Here is a 23,350-nt window from a genome sequence, read left to right on the forward strand (position 1 = left end):
CCGTGCCATCCCGACATGCCGCGCTATAACAAGACAATGTTCATGGAGTAGTCCGATGGCCCCGAAGGTACCTCCTCAACCGACGCTAGAGCAGTCCAGCACCGCCGCGGAAGCCGGGCATGGACATGCCCACCATGCTCCGCCGAAAGGCATCCTGCGCTGGCTGCTGACCACCAACCACAAGGAGATCGGTACCCTCTACCTGATCTTCTCGCTGACGATGTTCTTCATCGGCGGCATCTTCGCCCTGGTGGTGCGGCTCGAGCTGTTCCAGCCCGGCCTGCAGTTCGTCAGGCCGGAGTTCTTCAACCAGATGACGACCATGCATGGCCTGATCATGGTCTTCGCGGCGGTCATGCCGGCCTTCACCGGCTTGGCCAACTGGATGATCCCGCTACAGATCGGGGCGCCCGACATGGCCCTGCCGCGGCTCAACAACTTCAGCTTCTGGCTGTTGCCGGTGGCCTTCGGCCTGCTGCTCTCGACGCTGCTGATGCCGGGCGGCGGGCCCAACTTCGGCTGGACCTTCTACGCTCCGCTGTCGACCACCTTCGCGCCGCCGTCGACGACCTTCTTCATCCTCTCGCTGCACATCGCGGGCATCAGTTCGATCCTGGGGGCAATCAACATCATCGCCACCATCCTCAACATGCGCGCTCCCGGCATGCGCCTGATGGACATGCCGCTGTTCGTCTGGACATGGCTGATCACCGCCTTCCTGCTGATCGCGGTGATGCCGGTGCTGGCCGGGGTGATCACCATGATGCTGATGGACATCAACTTCGGCACCAGCTTCTTCAACGCCGCGGGCGGCGGTGACCCGGTACTGTTCCAGCACCTGTTCTGGTTCTTCGGCCACCCCGAGGTCTACATCATGATCCTGCCGGCGTTCGGCATCGTCTCGGCGATCATCCCGACCTTCTCGCGCAAGCGCCTGTTCGGCTACGCCTCGATGGTGTACGCCGTGGCGGCGATCGCCGTCCTCTCGTTCCTGGTGTGGGGCCACCACATGTTCGCCGTGGGCATGCCGCTGGTCGGGCAGCTGTTCTTCATGTACGCGACCATGCTGATCGCGGTGCCCACCGGGGTGAAGGTGTTCAACTGGGTGGCGACCATGTTCCGCGGATCGATCAGCTTCGAGCCGCCGATGCTGTTCGCCCTGGCCTTCGTGGTGCAGTTCACCATCGGCGGCTTCTCGGGGCTGATGCTGGCCATCGCGCCGGCGGATTTCCAGTACCACGACACCTATTTCGTGGTGGCGCACTTCCACTACGTGCTGGTGCCGGGCGCGATCTTCGCGATCCTGGCGGGTGCCTACTACTGGCTGCCCAAGTGGACCGGGCACTACCCCAACGAGCGCCTCTCGCAGTGGCACTTCTGGCTCTCGGTGATCGGCGTCAACCTGACCTTCTTCCCCATGCACTTCTCGGGGCTGGCCGGCATGCCGCGGCGTATCCCCGACTACGCGCTGCAGTTCGCCGACTTCAACTTGGCGTCGTCGCTGGGGGCCTTCATCTTCGGCTTCTCCCAGTTGCTGTTCGTCGCCGTGATCGTGCTCTGCGTGCGCGGCGGCAAGAAGGCGCCGGCCCAGGCCTGGGGCGAGTACGCGACCGACCTCGAGTGGAGCGTACCCAGCCCGGCACCGTTGCACACGTTCGAGACGCCGCCCACCTTCGAGCGCCCGGCCCACTGAGGCCTGGCGCGGGTCGGCGCCGGCGAGGAGGAGTGAAGCATGAGCCCCAACGAGACTCGCGCACGTCAGGCGGGGGTGCGGCGCACGGTGTGGCGCAGCGTGGCGGCACTGGCCGGCATGTTCGCCTTCGCCTTCGCCCTGGTACCGCTGTATGACGCCTTCTGCCGCCTGACGGGCATCAACGGCAAGGTGGATACCACCGCCCAGGCCATCGTCAGCGAGGAGGTCGACGAGTCGCGCACGGTGACCGTGCAGTTCATCACCCGCAACGGCGCCGGGCTGCCTTGGCACATGCAGGCGGAGACCCGCCAGGTGCGGCTCCACCCGGGGCAGACCTCCGAGGTCAACTTCACCTTCCGCAACCAGAGCGATGGCGAGAGCTGGGGGCGCGCCGTGCCCAGCGTCTCGCCGTCCAACGCCACGCGTCACGTACGCAAGACGAGCTGCTTCTGCTTCGAGGAGCAGCAGCTGCAGGCGGGCGAGCGGATCGAGCTGCCGCTGGTGTTCCAGCTGGCGCGAGACCTGCCCCCCGAGGTTCATACCGTCACCCTGGTCTATACCCTCTATCCCGTCGAGGGCAAGCGCCAGCCGCAGCAGGCGGTCGTGCAGACCAAACAAGGAGAAGAGGCATGAGTGGCAGTTACTACGTACCCGCAACGAGCAAGTGGCCGGCGCTGGGTTCCCTGGCTCTCGGCGTGATGATGGTCGGCCTTGGCATGACGCTGGTCCACGGGCGCGGCACCGTGGTCATGGCGATCGGCCTGGTCGGCGTGCTGGCGGTGATGGCGCTGTGGTTCCGCGACGTGGTAAGCGAATCGCGCAGTGGCCTCTACGATGCCCAGATGGATCGCTCCTTCCGCTGGGGGATGGGCTGGTTCATCTTCTCCGAGGTGATGTTCTTCGCCGCCTTCTTCGGCGCGCTCTTCTATGTCCGCACCTTCGCCCTGCCGTGGCTGGGCGGCGAGGGCACCAAGGGGGCCACGGCGCTGCTGTGGCCGGAGTTCACCGCGCACTGGCCGCTGCTCAGCCCGCCGGACTCCTCGGTACCCGGCCCCGCCCAGGTCTTCAGCCCGTGGCAGCTGCCGCTGGTCAACACCCTGATCCTGGTGTCCTCGAGCATTACCCTCACCGTGGCCCACGAGGCGTTGAAGGAGGGCCATCGCAAGGTGTGCCGCAACTGGCTGGCCGGGACCGTGCTTCTGGGGCTGTGCTTCATCACCATCCAGGCCGTCGAGTACTACGAGGCCTACGCCCACTACGGCATTACGCTGCAGGCCGGCATCTACGGCGCGACCTTCTTCATCCTCACCGGCTTCCACGGGCTGCACGTCATCATCGGCACGATCATACTGATCGTGATGCTGGCGCGGGTCCTGCGGCGCCACTTCACCCCCGAGGAGCACTTCGGCTTCGAGGCGTCCTGCTGGTACTGGCACTTCGTCGACGTGGTCTGGGTGGGGCTGTTCATCTTCGTCTACGTCTTCTGAGCGCGGGCGGCCCGGGCTCATGCCTCGCCCAGGCCGCCGAAGAAGAAGCCGTAGAAGAGCAGGGCGATCAACAGGGCCGCGAGGGTGACGCGAATCTTCAGCGATACCAGCAGGCGGCGCGACTGGCTGTCATCGCGAAGAAGGAAGCCAACGCCGGCCGCCAGGCTGGCCAGCATGCCCAGGAACAGAACGGCGATGAGGGTCTTGAGAAACATGGGTCACTCCATCGAGGGTCAGGGAACCAAGGCAAGCGGGAGGCCGTCACCGCGCCTGCTCGGCGGGCGGCTGGGCCTCTGGTACCTGTTCTGGTCGGGGCTTGTCGTTGTGGGTCTGTGCCTTGGACTATGGCAGTGGGAGCGGGCGGACGACAAGCGCCGCTACCTGGCGCGACTGGACGCGGCGCCAACGCTGGAGTCGCCGCGCGAGGCGCCGCCGGAAGGGGCGCACCTGACCCTGACCGGCGAGTACCTGGGCGAGGAGACGCTGTTCCTCGACAACCGCACCCACGAGGGACGCCTCGGCGTGGCCGTACTCACCCCGCTGCGTGACGAGGCAGGGCGCCTGTGGCTGGTGCAGCGCGGGTTCATGGCCACGGGCCCGACCCGCGAGACACCCTCCGCCGAGACCCCTGGCGGCGAGGTACGCGTTCAAGGGCGCTGGCAGGCGGCCGGCGAGGGAACCCCGCTCTATGGGCCGAACCGCGAGGGGATGCGCCTGCAGCGCATCGATCTCGCGGCGTGGGACGTGCCGGGGGGCTTCGCCCATTCGGGCTGGCTGCATCTCGAGGAGGGGCCCGGCCGGCTCGAGCCCTGGTGGCGGCCCAACGTGGTGCCGCCCGGGCGACACGTCGGCTATGCCGTGCAGTGGTGGGGGCTTGCGCTGGCGGCGCTGGCGGTGATGATCCTCGGGGGGCGACGACTGGCCGGCGAGCGCCGCGCCGAGCGGCAGGGCCCCGGGACAGGCAAGTAGCAGGAGACTTCCGTGCAAGAAGTGATGAACGTACAGCGTCAGCGCCTCAAGCTGCTCGCCTTGATCGCGGTCTTCGCGCTGCCGATGGTGGTGGCCTGGGTCATGCTGCAGTGGCGCATCGGCATCCCGCAGCAGCACACGGCGCATGGCGAGCTGGCGCCCGCCGTCCCGACACTGGCGGAGTGGCCGCTGGAAGAGCGTCTTGCCTCGCTGGACGGCGGTGACTGGATCGTGGCGTTCGACTGCAGCCGCGACTGCAGCGCGCAGGCGGATCGCTGGTGGCGCATGCATCGCGCCCTGGGGCGCGAGGCGCCGCGCGTCAGCCGGCTGCGGATCGGCGGGTCACAGGACGCCCTGCCGGGCGAGACGGTGGCCCAGTGGCGGGAGCCTCCCGAGTGGCAGCAGGCGGGGCGTGTGTGGCTGCTCGATCCTCAGGGGCGGGTGGTGCTGAGCTACGCGCATGACGTGGCGCAGCGTGATGTGTTCGAGGACCTCGGCCACCTGCTGAAGCGCAACCCCGACCCACGCGCGGTCACGGAGCTGGATGCCGAGCGAGGATGAGTGCTCCGTGCCGCCTGGCGCTGCGGGCCCCGGCTATGACAAGGTGACAAGGTAACGCTAGATGACAGGAACCAGGACGCCAGACATGCAGGGAGCTTCCCTATCCGCGGCGCAGGTGCCGGCGAGCTCGCGCCGCCTGCGCCTGCTGCTGAACCTGAGCCTGATCGGGGTCGTTTTCACTGCGGTCGTGGTGCTGATCGGCGCCTGGACGCGACTGGTGGACGCCGGGCTCGGCTGCCCCGACTGGCCGGGCTGCTACGGCGGGCTGGTGGTGCCGGACGCCGAGCGGGCCATGGCCCACTCGCCGGACGTGCCGCTGGAGGCGTTCAAGGCGTGGATCGAGATGATCCACCGCTACCTGGCCTCCACCCTCGGCCTGCTGGTGATCGTGCTGCTGGCCCTGGGGGCCGGCCTGCGCCGCCGCGTCGGCTATCCGTGGCGTATCAACCTGGCCCTGCTGGCGGTGATCCTGCTGCAGGGCGCCTTCGGCGCCTTCACCGTGACGCTCAAGCTGTGGCCCCAGGTCGTGACCCTGCATCTGCTGGGCGGGCTGTCGGTGCTGGCGCTGTTCCTCTGGCTGCACCTGGCGCTGCGCCGCTTCGCCAAGGGGCACGCGCTCGAGGCTCCGAGGCGCCGCCTTACCCCGCTGTGGGGGCTGGCCGTGGCCCTGCTGGTGCTGCAGCTGGCGCTGGGGGGCTGGGTCTCCAGCAACTACGCCGGCATCGCCTGCCAGGGGGTCCCGACCTGCAACGGCCAGTGGTGGCCGTCGATGGACTGGAGCGAGGGCTTCCACCTGACCCAGACGGTGGGGCCGAACTACCTGTACGGCCAGCTCCACGCCGATGCACGCACCGCCATTCACCAGGGGCACCGCATCGGTGCGCTGCTGCTGGGGCTGGCGCTGCTGGCGCTGGCGCTGCGCCATTGGTCGGAGGTGCGCCTGCGGCCCTGGCTGGCCGGGGTCGTCATCGCCTATGGTGTGCAACTGGGGCTGGGGGTTGCCAACGTGCTGATGTGGCTACCCTTGTGGCTGGCTCTGCTGCATACGGCCGGGGCCGTGTCGCTGGTCGTGCTGCTGGCACTGGCAGTCTGGCGCTGGCGCGAGACGGCGATCGAGGCCGTGGATTCAACACGACGGGACAAGGAGTGGGTACATGTCTAACGCGCTGCTGAGACGGGTGGGGGTGAAGCGCGTATTGCCGGCACCGATTGAGGCGTCCGACTGGACCTGGCAGGACCTGCTCACGCTATGCAAGCCGCGGGTGGTGGTGGTCATGCTGGTGTGTGCCCTGGTGGGCATGGCACTGGCAACGCCGACGCTGCCGGCGCCGGCCACGGTGGTGTTCGGCCTGGCCGGCATCGGCCTGGCCGCGGGGGGCGCGGCGGCCTTCAACCATATCGTCGACCGTCGCCTCGACGCGATGATGCTACGCACCTCGCAGCGGCCGCTGGCGACCCGGCGAATGCCGACCGCTCTGGCGCTGGCCTGGGCCGCGCTGCTCTCCATCGCCGGCATCTCCCTGCTGCTGTGGCAGGTCAATGCGCTGACGGCATGGCTGACGCTGGGTTCGCTGATCGGCTATGCCCTCGTGTATACCGCCTTTCTCAAGCGCGCGACGCCGCAGAACATCGTGATCGGGGGCCTGGCCGGCGCGGCGCCCCCCATGCTCGGCTGGACCGCGGTAACCGGACAGCTGGGCCCGGAGCCGTTACTGCTGGTGCTGATCGTGTTCGCCTGGACGCCGCCGCATTTCTGGGCGCTGGCGATCCACAAGCGTGACGAGTACGCCCGGGCCGGCGTGCCGATGCTGCCGGTGACCCATGGCGAGGCGTTCACGCGGCTGCAGGTCTGGCTCTATGGCTGGCTGACCGTCGCCGTGACGCTGCTGCCGTTTGCCATCGGCATGAGCGGCGCCGTCTACCTGTTGGGTGTGACGGCGCTGAACCTGCGCTTCATGTACTGGAACTGGAAGGTCTGGCGCGGTGCGGATCCCCAGGCGCCGCTGGCGGCCTTCTGGTTCTCGATCCGCTATATCCTGGGGGTGTTCGGCGTGCTGCTGCTGGATCACTACACCGGCCTGTGGGTCGTGTAGGCCAGGCACGCGGCCGTGCCGGCGTCCCGGAGTCTCCCCAGCCGTGATACCGGTTCACCCCGGGCCTGTGCCCGGGGCCGCCTTGCGTTACAATTCCCGGGTCCATTTCGTCAGCCTGGAGATTCGATGACGACCACAACGGCATTGATCCTGCTTGGCGTGGGCCTGGCCATCGTGGCCGGTCTCGCGGCCTATGCCTTCACCCTGCGACAGGAGGTGAAGCGCCGCCAGGCCTTTCGCCAGGAGGAGCTTCGCCGCGCGCACGCGAACTGCCTGGAGAACCTCGAGATCGTCGCCTCCTCGCTGCTTCAGGAGCAGGTCGACGTCACCGAGGGGGCCTGGCGCTGCAAGCTGCTGCTCGACATCCTCGACCCCAGCCTGATCGAGCGGCCGGGTTTCCAGGCCTTCGGTGAGGTCTACGAGCGCACCCGGCATCTGCATACTCATTCGGCGCGCCGAGAACTGACGCCGCGTGATCGGATGCGCGAAGACCGTGAGCGCCTCGAGGTCGAGGCGGAATGGCGTCAGCCGGTGCTGTCGGCGGCGGAAGAGGTCCTGAGGTTCCGCCGCGGCTGGCCGGATAGCCTGCATTGAAGCTATACAAACACTTTACGCCAAGGTATGTTGGCGGCGCCTGGCGCACTCCGCGAAGCTAAGCAATGATCATTTGGCGGGTTTTTTCTGGCAAAATTCGGCACAATGGTCAACGAATAGAGTGTGACGGCGCTTTGAGCAAGGCCGAGAAGGGCCTACACTTGGAGCCGTTGGGTCAATGAATGCCCTGACCTTCGGGGAGCTCGCTTCCGCATAGCCCCGAGATGAAAATCAAGAAGGAGTCTTGCAATGAAAAAATCAACGACTGGCTTGCTGTTGGGTTCTGCGCTGGTGCTTGGCCTGTCTGGCTGCGCCACCGATTTTCAGAGAGGCGGTGACAGCGCGGGCGGTACGTCCACGGCCTCGTCCGGTAATGCCTGGTACCAGCAGCCCGTGGTCTGCGGTATCGCCGGCGGTCTGATCGGTGGCAGCATCGGCTATGCGACGAGCGGCGAATCCGATGAGGAATCCGGCGCCGCGACCGGTGCCGTGGCGGGTTCCGCGATCGGTGCCTTGCTGTGTGCCGACCGCTCGCCGGAACCGGAAGCCGAGCCCGAGCCGATGCCGGAGCCGGAACCCGAGCCCGCCCCGGTGACCGAGTTCGAGACCGTGACGCTGGACAGCGAAGTGACCTTCGCCTTCGACTCCGCCGAGATCCGTCCCGGCGCGCACCAGACCCTGGACGAAGTCGCGACCACCCTGCGCGACAATCCTGACCTGCGCGTGCGCATCGAAGGGCACACCGACTCGGTCGGCTCCGCGGAGTACAACCAGGACCTGTCGCAGCGTCGTGCCGACTCCGTTCGTGACTTCCTGGTCTCTCGCGGCATCGAGGAGAACCGCATGACCACCCGCGGCTTCGGCGAGGAGCAGCCGGTGGCGACCAACGAGACCGACGAGGGCCGCGCCCAGAACCGTCGCGTCGAGATCCTCAACTGGGATTGAGGGAGGCGTTACGGGTTTTGCCCGTTGACGTCGCTGCCAGGGGCACCTTCGGGTGCCCCTGTCGCGTTAGGGCACGCGCAAATGCGTACGGGCCGTGGCGAAGTCGGGCCCGACTCTGTTAGGCTTGTCGGCTGCCGCGACGTGCAGCGGGGCCGTTTCCACGGCACCCGGATCGCCCAGGGTAGTGGGTGGGCTGCGCGCTTCGAGGGCTGACGACCTTATTTACGTACCTGCTATCAACCGCGACATGTGATCCCTGGTATGGATCACCACTGCGCAAAGGACGCTTCGATGCCCATCGTGACCCTGCCGGACGGCAGCCAGAGAACCTTCGACGAACCCATTACCGTGATGCAGCTGGCCGAGTCCATCGGTCCCGGTCTGGCCAAGGCCTGCGTGGCCGGCAAGATCGACGGCCGCCTGGTGGACGCCGCCGATCTCATCGAGCATGACGCCGAGGTGGCGATCCTCACCGCTCGCGACCCCGAGGGGCTCGAGGTCATTCGTCACTCCTGTGCCCACCTGATCGGGCATGCCGTCAAGCAGCTCTACCCCGAGGCCAAGATGGCCATCGGCCCGGTGATCGAGGACGGCTTCTACTACGACATCGATTTCGGCCGTTCGGTGACCCCGGACGACCTGGCCGCCATCGAGGAGCGCATGAAGGCGCTGATCGATAGCGAATACGACGTGGTGCGCGAATACGTCGATCGTGACCAGGCGATGCTGACCTTCCTGCATCGTGACGAGCCCTACAAGCAGGAGATCGTGCGCGAGATTCCGCAGGGCGAGACGATCCGGCTCTACCATCACGAGGAATACACCGACATGTGCCGGGGGCCCCATGTGCCCAATACCCGGCACCTGAAGGCGTTCAAGTTGACCAAGCTGGCCGGCGCCTACTGGCGCGGCGATGCCAGCAAGCCGATGCTGACGCGCATCTACGGCACCGCCTGGGGCGACAAGAAGCAGCTCAAGGCCTACCTGCAGCGCCTCGAGGAGGCCGAGAAGCGCGACCACCGCAAGCTGGCCCGCAAGCTCGACTACTTCCACATGCAGGAAGAGGCGCCGGGCATGGTGTTCTGGCATCCCAAGGGTTGGACGCTGTGGCAGATCGTCGAGCAGTACATGCGCAACGTCTACCGCGAAGGGGGCTACCAGGAGATCCGCTGCCCGCAGATCATGGACGTCTCGCTGTGGAAGAAGTCCGGCCACTGGGACAACTACGCCGAGAACATGTTCTTCACCGAGTCGGAGAAGCGCGAGTACGCGCTCAAGCCGATGAACTGTCCGGGCCACGTGCAGGTCTTCAATTCGGGCCTGCGCAGCTATCGCGAACTGCCGGTGCGTTACGGTGAGTTCGGCGGCTGTCACCGCAACGAACCGTCGGGCGCGCTGCATGGCATCATGCGCGTGCGCGCCTTCACCCAGGACGACGGCCACGTCTTCTGCACCGAGGCGCAGATCGAACCCGAGGTGACGGCTTTCCATCGCCAGGCGCTCAAGGTGTACCGCGATTTCGGCTTCGAGGACATCGCGGTCAAGATCGCCCTGCGCCCGGACAAGCGGCTTGGCGACGACGACGTCTGGGACCGTGCCGAGGCCGCGCTGCGAGGGGCGCTGTCGGCCTGCGAGGTGGAGTGGCAGGAACTGCCCGGCGAGGGCGCCTTCTATGGCCCCAAGATCGAGTACCATATGAAGGACTGCCTCGGGCGCGAGTGGCAGGTCGGCACCATGCAGGTCGACTTCATGATGCCGACCCGCCTCGGTGCCCAGTACGTGACCGAGGAGGGGGATCGCAAGCCCCCGGTCATGCTCCATCGCGCCATCGTGGGGTCGATGGAACGCTTCATCGGCATCCTCATCGAGCACTACGCCGGCGCCATGCCGCTGTGGCTGGCGCCGGAGCAGGCGGTGGTGATGAACATCACCGATGCCCAGCGCGATTATGCGGTCGGGCTGGAGCGTCGCTTGCAGAAATTTGGGCTGCGCGTCAAGGCGGACTTGAGGAACGAGAAGATCGGCTTTAAAATCCGCGAACATACGTTGCAGAAGGTTCCCTATCTCCTGGTGGTAGGAGATAAGGAAGTCGAAGCCGACTCGGTTGCCGTGCGTACCCGCACCGGCGAAGACCTGGGCACCATGACCGTTGACGCCTTCATCGAGCGGGCGCGGCAAGAAGGTCGGTGAGCACAGGTTGGTAAAGACAGGTTGGTAACGACATCGTCAATTACCGGAACGGAGACGGAACGATCAAGCGAAGCAGCCAGCGCGGACGTCCTCAGGACAAGCGCCCCCCAATGAACGAGCGGATAACCGAGGATCAGGTGCGCCTGATCGACAGCGACGGCGAGCAGCTGGGCATCGTGCCTACCAGTGAAGCGCTCGAGCGCGCCGAAGCGGCCGGTCTTGACCTCGTCCAGATTTCCAACGCCGATCCGATCGTCTGCAAGATCATGGATTACGGCAAGTTCGTCTTCGAGCAGAAAAAGCAGAAGGCTGCCCAGAAGAAGAAGACGAAACAGATTCAGGTCAAGGAAGTCAAATTCCGGCCTGGCACCGACGAGGGCGATTATCAGGTCAAGCTTCGTAACCTGATCCGCTTCCTCGAAGGTGGCGACAAGGGCAAGGTCACGCTGCGTTTTCGCGGCCGTGAGATGGCGCACCAGGACATCGGCCGCAAGCTGATGGAGCGGATCGCCGCGGATCTCGAGGAGATCGGGACCGTGGAGGCCTTCCCCAGGATGGAAGGGCGCCAGATGACCATGATCATTGCCCCCAAGAAGAAGTGATCCGAAGGCCAGTCAAACGGGTGGTCGGCCAGTGCCGGCCAGCGGCCCCGGATTTTCTGAAAAATCTCGAGCGGAGTTAGTCTCATGCCGAAAATCAAGAGCAACAGCGGCGCTGCCAAGCGCTTCAAGAAGACGGCCAACGGCTTCAAGCACAAGCAGTCGTTTCGTAGCCACATCCTGACCAAGAAGTCGACCAAGCGGAAGCGTCAGCTGCGCGGTATGAAGCAGATCCACGACGCCGACAAGGCCCTGATCCAGCGCATGCTGCCGAATCTGTAAGCCTTTGGTCACCCACTTTAACGTCAGGAGAAAGCCATGACTCGTGTCAAGCGTGGTGTCGTCGCTCGTCGTCGTCACAAGAAGGTTCTCAAGCTGGCCAAGGGCTACTACGGTGCCCGTTCGCGCGTCTTCCGCGTGGCCAAGCAGGCTGTCATCAAGGCCGGTCAGTATGCCTATCGCGATCGCCGTCAGCGCAAGCGTCAGTTCCGTGCCCTGTGGATCCAGCGTATCAACGCCGGTGCCCGGCAGCACGGCCTGTCCTACAGCCGCTTCGTCGGTGGCCTGAAGAAGGCCGGGATCGAGATCGACCGCAAGGTGCTGGCCGACCTGGCCGTTCACGAGAAGGCTGCCTTTGCCGCCATCGTCGAGAAGGCCAAGGCTGCCCAGTAAGTGACATCGGCCGATGGCGTCGGGCCGGCCCAGGCCGGTCCGCCATGATGCCAGACCGTCGCAGGGGAAGAGCAGCCGCTCTTCCCCTGTTTTTTTGTGGCCCCCCACATGGTGGCCACGCTACGGACCCGTCGCTGGCGCGGCGTCGAGCATCGCCCACGGCGATCCTTCGCCACGCCTCATTGACGCGTGAATTGTAGAATCAACGTTTTCGGAGCTCAGCGGATGGACCATCTACCGACATTGGTCACCGAGGCCCGTCAGGCCATCCAGGCCGCCGAGAGCATCGCGGCGCTCGATGAGCTGCGCGTGCGCTACCTCGGCAAGAAAGGCGAGATCACCGCCCAGCTCAAGGGGCTGGGCAAGCTGCCGGCGGAGGAACGCCCGGCAGCGGGGGAGCGTATCAACCAGGCCAAGCAGGCGCTGGCCGAGGAGCTCGATGCGCGTCGCCAGGCGCTGTCGAAGGCCGCGCTCGAGGCACAGCTGGCCGCGGAGCGCATCGACGTGACCCTGCCGGGGCGCGGCCAGGCCAGTGGCGGCCTGCATCCGGTCACCCTGACCCTGGAGCGAATCGAGGGGCTGTTCAGCCGCATCGGCTACGACGTCGCCGTGGGGCCCGAGGTGGAGGACGACTACCACAACTTCGAGGCCCTCAACATCCCGGCGCACCATCCGGCGCGAGGCATGGCCGACACCTTCTACTTCGACGCCACGCGCCTGCTGCGCACCCACACCTCGCCGGTGCAGGTGCGCACGATGAAGGAGCAGGCGCCGCCGATCCGTATCGTCTGCCCGGGGCGGGTCTATCGCAGCGACTCCGACCTGACCCACACGCCGATGTTTCACCAGGTCGAGGGGCTGCTGGTCGACGAGGACGTGAGCTTTGCCGATCTCAAGGGCACCATCGAGGACTTCCTCCACGCCTTCTTCGAGCGTGACGATCTCTCGGTGCGTTTCCGGCCCTCCTATTTCCCCTTCACCGAGCCATCCGCCGAGGTCGATATCCAGTGCGTGATGTGTTCGGGCGAGGGATGTCGGGTCTGCTCCCACAGCGGCTGGCTCGAGGTGATGGGCTGCGGCATGGTGCATCCGGAGGTGTTTCGCCACTCCGGCATCGATGCGGAGCGCTACAAGGGCTTCGCCTTCGGCATGGGCGCCGAGCGCCTGGCCATGCTGCGCTACGGCGTCAATGATCTGCGCATGTTCTTCGACAACGACCTGCGCTTCCTGCGCCAGTTCGCCTGAGCCGGGCCCGACACGGGCCCGAACGGCGTGACATGAACTTCGGCCGAACACAGGATTGACCATGAAATTTTCCGAACAGTGGCTGCGTGAGTGGGTCTCACCGCAGCTGGGCGTACAGGGGCTGGCCGACCAGATCACCATGGCCGGCCTGGAGGTGGATGCCGTCGAGCCGGTGGCGTCGCCCTTCAGCGGCGTCGTGGTGGCCGAGGTGGTCGACAAGCACCAGCACCCCGATGCCGACAAGCTCAACGTCTGTCAGGTGGTCGACGGCAGCGGCGAGGCGGTGCAGGTGGTGTGCGGCGCGCCCAATGTGGCGGTGGGGCAGAAGGTGCCTTTCGCCCGGGTGGGAGCGGTACTGCCCGGCGACTTCTCGATCAAGAAGGCCAAGCTGCGCGGCGTCGAATCGCGTGGAATGATCTGCTCGGCTTCCGAGCTGGGCCTGGCCGAGGAAACCTCGGGGGGCATCCTGGTACTGCCTGCCGATGCTCCCGTCGGCGAGGACTTTCGCGCCTGGATGGGGCTCGACGACCACACCGTCGAGGTCGACCTGACGCCCAACCGCGGTGACTGCCTGAGCCTCAAGGGGCTGGCACGGGAAGTCGGCGTGCTCAACCGGCTGCCGCTCACGCCGCCCGTCATCGAGCCGGTGCCGGCCAGCCACGACGAGACCTTCCCGTTACGGGTCGAGGATGCCGAACGCTGCCCGCGCTACATCGGCCGGCTGATCAAGGGCGTCGACGTCACCGTCGCCACGCCGCTGTGGATGGTCGAGCGACTGCGCCGAAGCGGCATCCGCTCCATCGACCCGGTGGTCGACGTGACCAACTACGTCATGCTCGAGCTGGGCCAGCCGCTGCACGCCTTCGATTGCGACAACCTGCATGGGGCGGTGGTGGTGCGGCTGGCCCGGCAGGGCGAACAGCTGACGCTGCTCGACGGCCAGGAGATCAGCCTGGAGGATTCGACCCTGGTGATCGCCGACGAACGCGGTCCGCTGGCGATCGCCGGCGTGATGGGCGGCGAGCATTCGGGGGTCGGGCCGGCCACGCGCGAGATCTTCCTCGAATCCGCCTTCTTCTCCCCGCTGGCGGTGGCGGGGCAGGCGCGCTCCTACGGCCTGCACACCGACGCGTCACATCGCTTCGAGCGCGGCGTCGACCCGCGCCTGACTCGGGATGCGGTGGAACGTGCGACGACGTTGCTGCTCGCGATCACCGGCGGCGAGCCGGGGCCGCTGGTGGAAGCCGTCAGCGATGCCCACCTTCCCGCCGAGCGCGAGGTCACGCTGCGTGCCGCACGCCTGGAGCAGGCGTTGTGCAAGGCGCTGCCGGGCGAGGAGGTGCAGGAGATCCTCGAGCGGCTAGGCATGCAGGTCAATGCCACCGAGGCGGGCTGGCGGGCACAGGTGCCGAGCTGGCGCTTCGACATCGCCATCGAGGAGGACCTGATCGAGGAGGTGGCGCGCATCCACGGCTACAACCGCCTGCCGGTGCGCCGCCCGGCGGCGCGCCTGGCGCTGCGCCCCGATCATGAGGCGCGTACGCCCCTCGCGCGCCTGCGCCGCCAGATGGTGGCGCGCGGCTATCAGGAAGCGGTCACCTACAGCTTCGTCGCGCCCGAGCTGCAGCGGGCGTTGCTGCCGGACGCGGTGTCGCCGCGGCTGGCCAACCCCATCTCCAGCGACCTCGCGGTGATGCGGGCGAGCCTGTTTCCCGGGCTGGTGCGAGCGCTCGAGTACAACCTCAACCGCCAGCAGAGCCGCGTGCGCCTGTTCGAGACCGGCCTGATCTTCCGCGGCGAGCTGGACGAGCTGGAGCAGACGCCCATGGTCGGGGCGCTGGCCTGCGGCGAACGCTTCCCCGAGGGCTGGGCGGGGGGGCGCGAGAAGGTCGACTTCTTCGACCTCAAGGGCGACCTGGAGAGCCTGATCGCGCTGGGCGGCGAGGCGGGCGCCTGGCGCTTCGAGCCGGGCGAGCATCCGGCGCTGCATCCGGGCCAGAGCGCACGAATCGTGCATCGGGGCGAGCCGGTGGGCTGGATCGGGGCGCTGCATCCGGGCGTCAAGGCCGAGCTGGGGCTCAAGGTCGAGGTATTCCTGTTCGAGGTGCGTCAGGAGGCGCTGACCCACGGCGTCCTGCCCAGGTTCGAGCCGCTGTCGCGCTACCCGGAGGTTCGCCGCGACCTGGCGTTCCTGCTGGCAGAGGACCGCCCCGTGCAGGCGCTGCTGGACTGCGTCCGCCGCCAGGCGGGGGAGTGGCTGCAGGAGCTGAGCCTGTTCGACGTCTACCAGGGCAAGGGCGTGCCCGAGGGCAGCAAGAGTGTGGCCCTGGGCTTGACCTGGCAGCATCCTTCGCGCACGCTGAATGACGAGGAAATCAATCAGTTGGTCGATGCCATCGTCGCCGAGTCGCAACTGCATCTGGGTGCCGAGCTGCGTGGATGAGCGCACCGGGTTGCCGTGTGCCATCGAGGCGGCGGGCTGGACCGCCATTCTGAGGAGGTGACATGGGAGCGTTGACCAAGGCGGAACTGGCCGAACACCTTCACGCCGAGCTGGGGCTGACCAAGCGCGAAGCCAAGGCCATGGTGGAGGCGTTCTTCGAGGAGATCCGCGCCTGCCTGCGCGAGAACGAACAGGTCAAGCTGTCGGGATTCGGCAATTTCGACCTGCGCGACAAGCGTGAGCGCCCCGGGCGCAACCCGAAGACCGGCGAGGAGATCCCCATCTCGGCACGCCGCGTGGTGACCTTCCGCCCTGGGCAGAAGCTCAAGAGCCAGGTGGAGCGGTACGAGGGTTCGCCGCCCAGCTGAGGATGCGGGATGCCCCCGCGGGGGCATCCCGGATGCTACACGCCTCCGCCTCGCTCCATCAGCCAGGTGACGACCACCTTGAGGATGTAGCCCATCATCCCCGCGCCGAGGACCACGAAGAGCATGAGGGTACCAAAGCGTCCGGCCTGGGACTTCCTGGCCAGGTCCCAGATGATGAAGCCCATGAACAGGATCAGCCCACCGATAAGCAGGGGGGTGATCCAGGCTTCGAACGTCTGCGTCTGCAGCATGTCGTCTCCTCGTTCGCAAGGCCGACCATTATACTCGGGCATGCGGCGTGCTGCATGCGGCACCTCGTCGCCCGGGGCGGGGCATGGCGAACCGGGCGTTCACTCTGCCTCTTGGTAACTTGCCGTTGACACATCAAGGTTTATCCCCGACATGCCAATGCTGAAGATCTTCGTAGGAACCATGTATGGCGGTGCGCTCGATGTCGCCGAGCAGGTCGCCCCGCTGTTCGAGGCGGCCGGCTACGAGACCGCCCTCCTCGAGCAGCCGACCCTCGACGACTTGACCGAGGAGCGGCCCGACCTGGCGCTGTTCTGCGTATCGACCACCGGCAGTGGCGACTTTCCCGGCAACTTCGTGCCCTTCGCCCGGGAGCTGGATGAGCGTAGCCCGTCGCTGGTGGGGCTGCGCTACGGCGTGATCGCCCTGGGTGACAGCTCCTACGGCGACACGTTCTGCGGCGCGGGGCGCCGCCTCGACGAGATGCTCGAAGGGCTCGGCGCCCTTCGCCTGGGAGAGCGACTGGAGGTGGATGCCATGGAGACCTTCATGGCCGACGACGCCGCGCTGCCCTGGGCCGAGGAGTGGATCGAAACCCAGCAGCTCAAGGTCGCCTGAGATGGGGGCCGCACCGACCGCGGAACGGCTGAGCCTGTTGACGGGCCTGGTGGTGCTGATGCTGGCCACCATTCCACGCTACCTGGCCGGCGGCAACGACAATCGCCTGATGCTGATTTCCCTGGCGCTGCTGGTGGTGGCCGCGGTGGCGCTGCTGAACTGGCGCATGCTGGGCGCCGAGGAGCGCGCGCGATTGCCACGCCTGGCCAGGCGGCTGGCACTGTCGCTGGTGGCCGGGCTGGCATTGATGGGGCTCTGGCACGCGCTGTTCAGCGCCTGGATCAGCTGGCAGCTGCTGATCGCGCATGGCGCTACCCTCGGCCTGCTGCTGCATGCCCTGTGGCTCTGGTGGCAGCCCGTCGGCACGCCGGGCTGAGGCACGGGCGCCAGCGCCCGGCCTGCCTTCCTTCCCTCATCGTTTCACTGCGGCGGTACGTCGCTCACACCAGGCGATAGCAGGGTTCGTACTCCTGCCCGGGCAGCTTCATGCGACCCTGGGCGACGAAGGAACCGAGCAATTCGTCCAGCCGTCGCATCAGCTCCGATTCGGCGTGCAGCTGGAAGGGCCCGTGAGCCTCGATCGCGCGCAGCCCATGCTCCTTGACGTTGCCCGCCACGATGCCCGAGAACGCCCGACGCAGGTTGGCGGCCAGCTCATGGACCGGCTGGCTGCGGTGCAGCGCCAGCCCGGCCATCGCCTTGTGGGTCGGTTCGAAGGTCTCCTGGAAATCGCGGGCGATGGTCAGCCGCCAGTTGAAGTGAAAGGCGTCCTGGTGGGCACGGCGGAACTCGGTCACGCTGTCGATGCCCTGGCGCATGGTGCGGGCGACCTCGACGGGATCGTCGACGATGATGCGGTACTTGTCGCGTACCGCCTCGCCCAGGGTGTAGACCAGGAATTCGTCGATGCGCTGGAAGTAGTCGGCCGAATTGGCGGGCCCGGTGAAGATCACCGGCAGCGCCATGTCGTGATTGTCGGGGTGGAGCAGGATGCCCAGCAGGTAGAGGATCTCCTCGGCGGTGCCGACGCCGCCGGGGAAGACCACGATGCCGTGGCCGAGCCGCACGAAGGCCTCGAGACGCTTCTCGATGTCGGGCATCACCACCAGCTCGTTGACCAGCGGGTTGGGCGCTTCGGCGGCGATGATGCCGGGCTCTGAGATGCCCAGGTAGCGGCCGTCGCCGATGCGCTGCTTGGCATGCGCCAGGTTGGCCCCCTTCATCGGCCCCTTCATGGCGCCGGGGCCGCAGCCGGTGCAGATGTCCAGTTCGCGCAGACCCAGGTGATAGCCGACGTCCTTGGTGTAGTCGTACTCCTCGCGGGTGATCGAGTGGCCGCCCCAGCACACCACGATACCGGGGTCGCGGCCGGGCTTGAGCGTGCCGGCCTTGCGCAGGATGTGGAACACCGCGTTGGTGGTGCCTTCGCCCGTGGTCAGGTCGAAACGCTGGTGATGCTGGATCTCGTTGTAGACGTAGATGATGTCGCGCAGCACCGAGGAGAGGTGCTCGCGGATACCGCGAATCATCTTGCCGTCGACGAAGGCCTCGGCCGGCGCGTTGGTCACCTTGAGCCGGATGCCGCGGTCCTGCTGGATCACCTCGATGTCGAAGTCGTGGTAGGTCTCCATCAGCACCAGGCTGTCGTCGGTCATGCTGCCGGAGCTGAGCACGGCCAGCGCGCAGCGCCGCAACAGGTCGTGAAGGCCGGCCTTGGAGGTGTCGCGCAGGCGGTTGACCTCATGCTGCGACAGCACTTCCAGGCTGCGCAGGGGGGAGATGGTCGCGGAGATGGTATCGGGCATGAAACGATCCTTGTGCTTTCGGCTTGCGCCCCCGTGACGAGGAAAGCCAGGGGATCATGCAAGGGTCATCGAGTCGTGATCCGATGCTATCACGCTGGCCGCCATGGCGCAGCGCTGCGCCGCTCGGCCGGCGATGGTAGGATGTCGGCATACGGTCTCGAGCCCCGACCGCCCCTGCAAGCGATGCGCCATGTTCAACGCCCTTTACTTCCGCACCTTCATCACCCTGGTCGAAACCGGCAGCTTCACGCGTACCGCGCGCCATCTCGACATGACCCAGCCGGGCGTCAGCCAGCACGTGCGCAAGCTCGAGCAGTACCTCGACAAGCCCCTGCTGGAACGCCAGGGTCGGCGCTTCACGCTGACCGAGGCCGGCAAGCGCGCCTACGACTACGGCCTGCGCCTGTTCAGCGAGCACGAGCAGTTCCGCCATTCGCTGGATGACGACGCGCTCGATACCGGCGAGTGCCGCATCGCCTCCCCGGGCAGCGTGGGGCTGATGTTCTACCCCTACATCCTCGGCCAGCAGCAGATGTCGCCGGGGCTGACGGTGAACTACAGTTTTGCCTTCAGCCACGAGATCGTCTCGGACGTGCTGGCCGGCCGCCACGACCTGGGCATCGTCACCGAGCCGATTCGTCATCCGGACCTGGACTGCAGCCGGTGGCATCAGGAGCCGCTGTGCCTGGTGGTGCCGGCCGACTTCGCGGGGACGACGCTGGCCGAGCTGATGGGCATCGGCTTCCTCAACTATTCCGACGGCATCAGCCATGCCGGCGCGCTGCTGCGCAGCAACTTTCCCGACGAGTTCCGCTCCATGAGCCAGTTTCGCCGCCAGGGCTTCACCAACGAGGTGGGCATGGTGCTGGACGCGGTGGCCCGCGGCCTCGGCTTCACCGTGGTGTCGCGCCTGGTGCTGGAGACCTCGCCCTGGCAGCGCCAGGTCAAGGAGCTCGACCTGCCGGTGCCGGAGCACGAGACGCTGCACCTGGTGACGCGCTCCGGCGCCAAGATCCCGCGCCGCTATGCGCGGCTGCTCGAGGGCTTCCGCGAGCAGCGCCTGCGCGAGCGCTTCGGCCACGGAGAGGTCGCCTCGCCGCTGTAGCGCCGGCTCGCCATCCCCCCGGCAAAACGGCCCGCCGATCGCTCGGCGGGCCGTTTCGCTCTGCTGAATCCGACAGCGACGCGTCAGTCGCGGTACTCGTCGATGCTGGGGCAGGAGCAGATCAACTGGCGGTCGCCGAAGACGTTGTCGACGCGGTTGACCGCCGGCCAGTACTTGGCGGCCTTGACCGCTGGCGACGGGAAGGCGCCGGTCTCGCGGGAGTAGGGGCGCTCCCAGGCCGGGTCCATCAGGTCGGCCATGGTATGCGGTGCGTTGACCAGCGGGTTGTCGTCGGCTGGCCACTCGCCCCGCTCGACCCGGGCGATCTCCTCGCGAATCGCGATCATGGCGTCGCAGAAGCGGTCGATCTCGTAGCGCGATTCCGACTCGGTCGGTTCCACCATCAGCGTGCCGGGTACCGGGAAGGACATGGTCGGGGCGTGGAAGCCGTAGTCCATCAGGCGCTTGGCGATATCCTCCTCGCTGATTCCCGAGGCGGCCTTGAGCGGGCGGATGTCGATGATGCACTCATGGGCCACGGTGCCGTTGACGCCGCGATAGAGCACCGGGTAGTGCTGCTCGAGCCGCCTGGCGACGTAGTTGGCATTGAGGATGGCGAGCTCAGTCGCCTGGCGCAGGCCGCGCGCGCCCATCATCTTGATGTAGGCCCAGGAGATCGGCAGGATCGAGGCGCTGCCGTAGGCTGCCGCGGAGACGGCGCCGCAGTTCGCGTTGACGCCGGCAATGGGCGTGACAACGTGGTTGGAGACGTAGGGCGCCAGGTGCGCCTTGACGCCGATCGGGCCCATGCCCGGACCGCCGCCGCCGTGCGGGATGCAGAACGTCTTGTGCAGGTTGAGGTGGCTGACGTCGCCGCCGAAGTCGCCGGGGCGCGACAGGCCCACCTGGGCGTTCATGTTGGCGCCGTCGATGTAGACCTGGCCGCCGTGGCGATGGACGATGGCGCACGCCTCGCGCACGCCCTCCTCGAACACCCCGTGGGTCGAGGGGTAGGTGAGCATGATCGCCGACAGCGCCTCGCTGTGCTGCTCGGCCTTGGCGCGCAGGTCGTCGAGGTCGATGTTGCCGATCTCGTCGCACTCGACCACCACCACCTTCATCTGCGCCATGGCGGCGGAGGCGGGATTGGTGCCGTGGGCGGAGCTGGGGATCAGGCAGACGTCGCGGTGCCCCTGGCCCTGGGCCGCCTGGTAGCGGCGGATCGCCACCAGGCCGGCGTACTCGCCCTGGGCGCCTGAGTTGGGCTGCATCGAGATGTGGTCGTAGCCGGTGATCTCGACGAGGAACGCCGCGAGCTCATCGATCATCTGCTTGTAGCCGACCGCCTGATCCCGAGGCACGAACGGGTGCAGCTGGCCGAACTCGGGCCAGGTGATCGGGATCATCTCGCTGGTGGCGTTGAGCTTCATGGTGCACGAGCCCAGCGGGATCATCGCGTGGGTGAGCGAGAGATCCTTGTTCTCCAGGCGCTTGAGGTAGCGCAGCATCTCGGTCTCGCTGCGGAACCGCTTGAAATTCGGGTGGGTCAGGAACGAGGATTCGCGACGGCAGGCGGCGGGGATGCCGCTGAGTCCAGTCACGGCGACCCGCTCGTCAAGCGCGGTGACCGAGAGCCCATGCTCCTCGCCGAGCAGCACGTCGAACAGGGCGTCGAGATCGTGGGCGGTGGTGGTCTCGTCGAGACTGACGCCGATGTCGCCGTTGTCGAAGTAGCGCAGGTTGATCTCGTGGGTCAGCGCGCGACCGTGGATCTTGCCCGCATCGACGCCGGTCAGGCGCAGGGTGTCGAACCAGCTGTCGTGCACCAGCGCCACGCCCTTGGCCTTGAGCCCCTCGGCCAGGATGGTGGTCAGGCGGTGGATGCGGTTGGCGATGGTGGAGAGGCCCTCGGCACCGTGATAGACGGCGTAGAAACCGGCGATGTTGGCCAGCAGCGCCTGGGCGGTGCAGATGTTGGAGGTGGCCTTTTCGCGCCGTATGTGCTGCTCGCGGGTCTGCATGGCCATGCGCAGGGCGGTGTTGCCGCGGCTGTCCCGCGAGACCCCGATGATGCGCCCGGGAATCGAGCGCTTGAGCTTGTCGGTGGTGGCGAAGTAGGCGGCGTGGGGGCCACCGTAGCCCATCGGCACGCCGAAGCGCTGGGTGTTGCCGACCACGATGTCGGCGCCCAGCGCGCCCGGCTCCTTGAGCAGCACCAGGCTCATGATGTCGGCGGCGACGCAGGTCATCACGTTGCGCTCGCGGGCGGCGGCGAGCAGCGGCGCGAGGTCGTGCACGCGGCCGCTCTCGCCGGGATACTGCAGCAGTGCGCCGAAGACGTCGTGGTCGGCCAGGTGCTCGGCCGGGCCGACGACCAGTTCGAAACCGAAGTAGTGGGCGCGGGTGCGCACCACGTCCAGCGTCTGCGGCAGCACGTCGTCGGCGACGAAGAAGGCGCTGCTCTTCGACTTCTTGTTGGCCCGCTGGCACAGCGCCATGGCCTCGGCGGCGGCGGTGGCCTCGTCGAGCAGCGAGGCGTTGGCCAGCTCCATGCCGGTCAGGTCCATGACCATCTGCTGGAAGTTGAGCAGGCCTTCGAGCCGGCCCTGGGCGATTTCGGGCTGATAGGGAGTGTAGGCGGTGTACCAGCCCGGATTCTCCAGCACGTTGCGCTGGATCACGGCCGGCACGTGGGTGTTGTAGTACCCCTGGCCGATGTAGGTCTTGAACACCTTGTTCTGCCGTGCCAGGCGGCGGAGGTAGTCGAGCGCCTCGGCCTCGCTGCGCGGCGGGTCGAGGTCTAGCTCGCGATTCAGGCGAATGTCCGCCGGCACCGTGCGCTCGACCAGTGTCTCGAGGCTGTCCATGTCCAGCGCCGCCAGCATGGCGGCTACATCTTCGGCTCCGGGGCCGTTGTGGCGGCGGATGAAGGCGTCATGATCGGCCAGTTCGGCCAGGCGGCGGTTGTCGTAAGCCATGGAGAACCCTGTACGTTGAGATGAGATGCCCGGCGATTCGAGGAGGCCGCTCGCCGGGCCGGGAGCAGCGCCGCCGTCAGGCGTCGCTGTCGACCACGGCCTGGTAAGCCTCGGCATCCAGCAGGGCTTCCACCGCGGCGGCATCGTCGACGCGAACCTTCATGATCCAGCCACCCTCGTAGGGCGCTTCGTTGACGGTCTCGGGGGCGTCTTCGAGGGCCTCGTTGACCTCGACGATCTCGCCGGCCAGGGGGGCGTAGAGGTCGGAGGCGGCCTTCACCGATTCGATCACGCCGAACTCCTCGCCTTTCTGCAGGGTGCGGCCGACCTCGGGAAGCTCGACGAACACCACGTCGCCAAGGGCTTCCTGGGCATGGTCGGTGATGCCGATGGTGACGGTGCCGTCGCCGTTGTCGAGCACCCACTCGTGGCTGTCGTTGTAGCGCAGGTTGGCAGGGATCGAGCTCATGATGTTTTTCCTATAAGAAAAAGGTTTTCTGACTGTGCGAATGCTAACGCCATTGGCGGCATTTGGCGAGCCCATGGCCCGCCTTCGCCTGGCGCGAACGAGAATCCTCGCCAGGATAGCGTGGCGCGTAGGGCGGCAAGCGTCCAGTGCAACTTGCATGAGGCGTGAGGCTCCGCGGGTGCTGGCGGCATTCGACAGCGTTGGCACGCCTCACTAACCTGTGAGGCATGTTGCCTGGTGACGGCGCTACCCCTGCTCGTGTCGCCG

24 protein-coding genes are annotated in these 23,350 nt (G+C 66.9%); 19 read left to right on the forward strand and 5 right to left on the reverse strand.

Features of this window, described 5'->3' with window-relative positions:
- Positions 1–55: 55 nt before the first annotated feature.
- The 3 genes from ctaD to DIS04_RS00455 are packed head-to-tail and all read left to right on the forward strand — an operon-like array spanning position 56 to position 3,180.
- Positions 56–1,693 carry a cytochrome c oxidase subunit I gene (gene ctaD, locus DIS04_RS00445; protein ID WP_111411757.1) on the forward strand — a complete coding sequence of 546 codons (1,638 nt, stop codon included), beginning with the start codon at positions 56–58 and terminating at the stop codon, positions 1,691–1,693.
- A 39-nt stretch (positions 1,694–1,732) separates the two neighbouring features.
- Positions 1,733–2,326, forward strand: a complete 594-nt coding sequence (locus tag DIS04_RS00450) for a cytochrome c oxidase assembly protein (RefSeq protein WP_111411758.1) — start codon at positions 1,733–1,735, stop codon at positions 2,324–2,326.
- The gene (locus tag DIS04_RS00455; RefSeq protein WP_111411759.1) at positions 2,323–3,180 is read left to right on the forward strand and encodes a cytochrome c oxidase subunit 3; all 858 of its coding nucleotides are present in this window, start codon (positions 2,323–2,325) and stop codon (positions 3,178–3,180) included. Before DIS04_RS00450 ends, DIS04_RS00455 begins: the two co-directional genes overlap by 4 nt.
- A gap of 17 nt (positions 3,181–3,197) precedes the next feature.
- Here the strand turns inward: DIS04_RS00455 and DIS04_RS00460 are convergent, their stop codons facing one another.
- The gene (locus tag DIS04_RS00460) at positions 3,198–3,395 is read right to left on the reverse strand and encodes a DUF2909 family protein (protein ID WP_111411760.1); all 198 of its coding nucleotides are present in this window, start codon (positions 3,393–3,395) and stop codon (positions 3,198–3,200) included.
- On the opposite strand from DIS04_RS00460, the gene DIS04_RS00465 reads away from it, so the two are divergent.
- From DIS04_RS00465 to ihfA, 13 genes are all read left to right on the forward strand, one after another.
- Entirely contained in the window at positions 3,394–4,149 is a 756-nt protein-coding gene (locus DIS04_RS00465; RefSeq protein ID WP_111411761.1) for an SURF1 family protein, read from the forward strand. The genes DIS04_RS00460 and DIS04_RS00465 overlap by 2 nt on opposite strands.
- 12 nt (positions 4,150–4,161) lie before the next feature.
- Positions 4,162–4,710: a hypothetical protein gene (locus tag DIS04_RS00470; RefSeq protein WP_111411762.1), complete on the forward strand. Its 549-nt coding sequence runs from the start codon at positions 4,162–4,164 to the stop codon at positions 4,708–4,710.
- Positions 4,711–4,795: 85 nt separating this feature from the next.
- The gene (locus tag DIS04_RS00475) at positions 4,796–5,872 is read left to right on the forward strand and encodes a COX15/CtaA family protein (RefSeq protein ID WP_111411763.1); all 1,077 of its coding nucleotides are present in this window, start codon (positions 4,796–4,798) and stop codon (positions 5,870–5,872) included.
- Positions 5,865–6,803 carry a heme o synthase gene (cyoE, locus tag DIS04_RS00480; RefSeq protein WP_111411764.1) on the forward strand — a complete coding sequence of 313 codons (939 nt, stop codon included), beginning with the start codon at positions 5,865–5,867 and terminating at the stop codon, positions 6,801–6,803. The genes DIS04_RS00475 and cyoE overlap by 8 nt, the downstream gene beginning before the upstream one ends.
- Before the next feature lie 126 nt (positions 6,804–6,929).
- Positions 6,930–7,397: a DUF2489 domain-containing protein gene (locus DIS04_RS00485; protein ID WP_111411765.1), complete on the forward strand. Its 468-nt coding sequence runs from the start codon at positions 6,930–6,932 to the stop codon at positions 7,395–7,397.
- Between the two features lie 249 nt (positions 7,398–7,646).
- The gene (locus DIS04_RS20810; protein ID WP_111411766.1) at positions 7,647–8,342 is read left to right on the forward strand and encodes an OmpA family protein; all 696 of its coding nucleotides are present in this window, start codon (positions 7,647–7,649) and stop codon (positions 8,340–8,342) included.
- A gap of 291 nt (positions 8,343–8,633) precedes the next feature.
- A complete protein-coding gene (gene thrS / locus DIS04_RS00495) occupies positions 8,634–10,532 on the forward strand; it encodes a threonine--tRNA ligase (protein WP_111411767.1) in 1,899 nt (632 codons plus the stop codon).
- 62 nt (positions 10,533–10,594) lie between these two features.
- Positions 10,595–11,134, forward strand: coding sequence for a translation initiation factor IF-3 (infC, locus tag DIS04_RS00500; protein WP_281270167.1), 540 nt, complete (start codon positions 10,595–10,597; stop codon positions 11,132–11,134).
- 84 nt (positions 11,135–11,218) lie between these two features.
- A complete protein-coding gene (gene rpmI, locus DIS04_RS00505) occupies positions 11,219–11,413 on the forward strand; it encodes a 50S ribosomal protein L35 (RefSeq protein WP_089725334.1) in 195 nt (64 codons plus the stop codon).
- Between the two features lie 36 nt (positions 11,414–11,449).
- Entirely contained in the window at positions 11,450–11,803 is a 354-nt protein-coding gene (rplT, locus tag DIS04_RS00510) for a 50S ribosomal protein L20 (RefSeq protein WP_104203667.1), read from the forward strand.
- Between the two features lie 225 nt (positions 11,804–12,028).
- Entirely contained in the window at positions 12,029–13,048 is a 1,020-nt protein-coding gene (gene pheS, locus DIS04_RS00515) for a phenylalanine--tRNA ligase subunit alpha (RefSeq protein WP_111411769.1), read from the forward strand.
- Between the two features lie 61 nt (positions 13,049–13,109).
- Complete coding sequence (pheT, locus tag DIS04_RS00520; protein WP_111411770.1) at positions 13,110–15,491, forward strand: phenylalanine--tRNA ligase subunit beta; 2,382 nt, start codon at positions 13,110–13,112, stop codon at positions 15,489–15,491.
- Positions 15,492–15,553: 62 nt separating this feature from the next.
- The gene (gene ihfA / locus DIS04_RS00525; RefSeq protein ID WP_111411771.1) at positions 15,554–15,859 is read left to right on the forward strand and encodes an integration host factor subunit alpha; all 306 of its coding nucleotides are present in this window, start codon (positions 15,554–15,556) and stop codon (positions 15,857–15,859) included.
- A gap of 35 nt (positions 15,860–15,894) precedes the next feature.
- Here the strand turns inward: ihfA and DIS04_RS00530 are convergent, their stop codons facing one another.
- Positions 15,895–16,110 carry a DUF2788 domain-containing protein gene (locus DIS04_RS00530; RefSeq protein ID WP_111411772.1) on the reverse strand — a complete coding sequence of 72 codons (216 nt, stop codon included), beginning with the start codon at positions 16,108–16,110 and terminating at the stop codon, positions 15,895–15,897.
- A gap of 151 nt (positions 16,111–16,261) precedes the next feature.
- Between DIS04_RS00530 and DIS04_RS00535 the strand changes: the two genes are divergently transcribed.
- Entirely contained in the window at positions 16,262–16,726 is a 465-nt protein-coding gene (locus DIS04_RS00535) for a flavodoxin domain-containing protein (protein ID WP_111411773.1), read from the forward strand.
- 1 nt (position 16,727) lies between these two features.
- Positions 16,728–17,102, forward strand: a complete 375-nt coding sequence (locus DIS04_RS00540) for a hypothetical protein (protein ID WP_111411774.1) — start codon at positions 16,728–16,730, stop codon at positions 17,100–17,102.
- Between the two features lie 64 nt (positions 17,103–17,166).
- Here DIS04_RS00540 and ppnN read toward each other — a convergent pair whose 3' ends face one another.
- Positions 17,167–18,531 (reverse strand): nucleotide 5'-monophosphate nucleosidase PpnN, encoded by a 1,365-nt coding sequence (gene ppnN, locus DIS04_RS00545; protein ID WP_111411775.1) that lies wholly within the window; start codon positions 18,529–18,531, stop codon positions 17,167–17,169.
- A 190-nt stretch (positions 18,532–18,721) separates the two neighbouring features.
- Between ppnN and DIS04_RS00550 the strand changes: the two genes are divergently transcribed.
- On the forward strand, positions 18,722–19,636 hold the full coding sequence (locus tag DIS04_RS00550; RefSeq protein WP_111411776.1) for a LysR family transcriptional regulator: 915 nt from the start codon (positions 18,722–18,724) through the stop codon (positions 19,634–19,636).
- 83 nt (positions 19,637–19,719) lie between these two features.
- Here DIS04_RS00550 and gcvP read toward each other — a convergent pair whose 3' ends face one another.
- On the reverse strand, positions 19,720–22,614 hold the full coding sequence (gcvP, locus tag DIS04_RS00555; RefSeq protein WP_111411777.1) for an aminomethyl-transferring glycine dehydrogenase: 2,895 nt from the start codon (positions 22,612–22,614) through the stop codon (positions 19,720–19,722).
- A 76-nt stretch (positions 22,615–22,690) separates the two neighbouring features.
- Complete coding sequence (gcvH, locus tag DIS04_RS00560; RefSeq protein ID WP_111411778.1) at positions 22,691–23,083, reverse strand: glycine cleavage system protein GcvH; 393 nt, start codon at positions 23,081–23,083, stop codon at positions 22,691–22,693.
- Positions 23,084–23,350: the final 267 nt, after the last annotated feature.

The organism is Billgrantia lactosivorans (genome assembly GCF_003254665.1).
Classification (GTDB): domain Bacteria; phylum Pseudomonadota; class Gammaproteobacteria; order Pseudomonadales; family Halomonadaceae; genus Halomonas; species Halomonas lactosivorans.

Coding starts and splice junctions, on each gene's coding strand:
- pheT (WP_111411770.1), top strand. CDS start 13,110: ATGAAATTTTCCGAACAGTGGCTGCGTGAGTGGGTCTCACCGCAGCTG.
- gcvH (WP_111411778.1), bottom strand. CDS start 23,083: ATGAGCTCGATCCCTGCCAACCTGCGCTACAACGACAGCCACGAGTGG.
- gcvP (WP_111411777.1), bottom strand. CDS start 22,614: ATGGCTTACGACAACCGCCGCCTGGCCGAACTGGCCGATCATGACGCC.
- DIS04_RS00540 (WP_111411774.1), top strand. CDS start 16,728: ATGGGGGCCGCACCGACCGCGGAACGGCTGAGCCTGTTGACGGGCCTG.
- rpmI (WP_089725334.1), top strand. CDS start 11,219: ATGCCGAAAATCAAGAGCAACAGCGGCGCTGCCAAGCGCTTCAAGAAG.
- DIS04_RS00475 (WP_111411763.1), top strand. CDS start 4,796: ATGCAGGGAGCTTCCCTATCCGCGGCGCAGGTGCCGGCGAGCTCGCGC.
- DIS04_RS00535 (WP_111411773.1), top strand. CDS start 16,262: ATGCCAATGCTGAAGATCTTCGTAGGAACCATGTATGGCGGTGCGCTC.
- DIS04_RS20810 (WP_111411766.1), top strand. CDS start 7,647: ATGAAAAAATCAACGACTGGCTTGCTGTTGGGTTCTGCGCTGGTGCTT.
- DIS04_RS00485 (WP_111411765.1), top strand. CDS start 6,930: ATGACGACCACAACGGCATTGATCCTGCTTGGCGTGGGCCTGGCCATC.
- DIS04_RS00460 (WP_111411760.1), bottom strand. CDS start 3,395: ATGTTTCTCAAGACCCTCATCGCCGTTCTGTTCCTGGGCATGCTGGCC.
- DIS04_RS00530 (WP_111411772.1), bottom strand. CDS start 16,110: ATGCTGCAGACGCAGACGTTCGAAGCCTGGATCACCCCCCTGCTTATC.
- pheS (WP_111411769.1), top strand. CDS start 12,029: ATGGACCATCTACCGACATTGGTCACCGAGGCCCGTCAGGCCATCCAG.
- DIS04_RS00455 (WP_111411759.1), top strand. CDS start 2,323: ATGAGTGGCAGTTACTACGTACCCGCAACGAGCAAGTGGCCGGCGCTG.
- rplT (WP_104203667.1), top strand. CDS start 11,450: ATGACTCGTGTCAAGCGTGGTGTCGTCGCTCGTCGTCGTCACAAGAAG.
- ctaD (WP_111411757.1), top strand. CDS start 56: ATGGCCCCGAAGGTACCTCCTCAACCGACGCTAGAGCAGTCCAGCACC.
- DIS04_RS00450 (WP_111411758.1), top strand. CDS start 1,733: ATGAGCCCCAACGAGACTCGCGCACGTCAGGCGGGGGTGCGGCGCACG.
- DIS04_RS00550 (WP_111411776.1), top strand. CDS start 18,722: ATGTTCAACGCCCTTTACTTCCGCACCTTCATCACCCTGGTCGAAACC.
- ihfA (WP_111411771.1), top strand. CDS start 15,554: ATGGGAGCGTTGACCAAGGCGGAACTGGCCGAACACCTTCACGCCGAG.
- thrS (WP_111411767.1), top strand. CDS start 8,634: ATGCCCATCGTGACCCTGCCGGACGGCAGCCAGAGAACCTTCGACGAA.
- cyoE (WP_111411764.1), top strand. CDS start 5,865: ATGTCTAACGCGCTGCTGAGACGGGTGGGGGTGAAGCGCGTATTGCCG.
- DIS04_RS00465 (WP_111411761.1), top strand. CDS start 3,394: ATGGGTCACTCCATCGAGGGTCAGGGAACCAAGGCAAGCGGGAGGCCG.
- ppnN (WP_111411775.1), bottom strand. CDS start 18,531: ATGCCCGATACCATCTCCGCGACCATCTCCCCCCTGCGCAGCCTGGAA.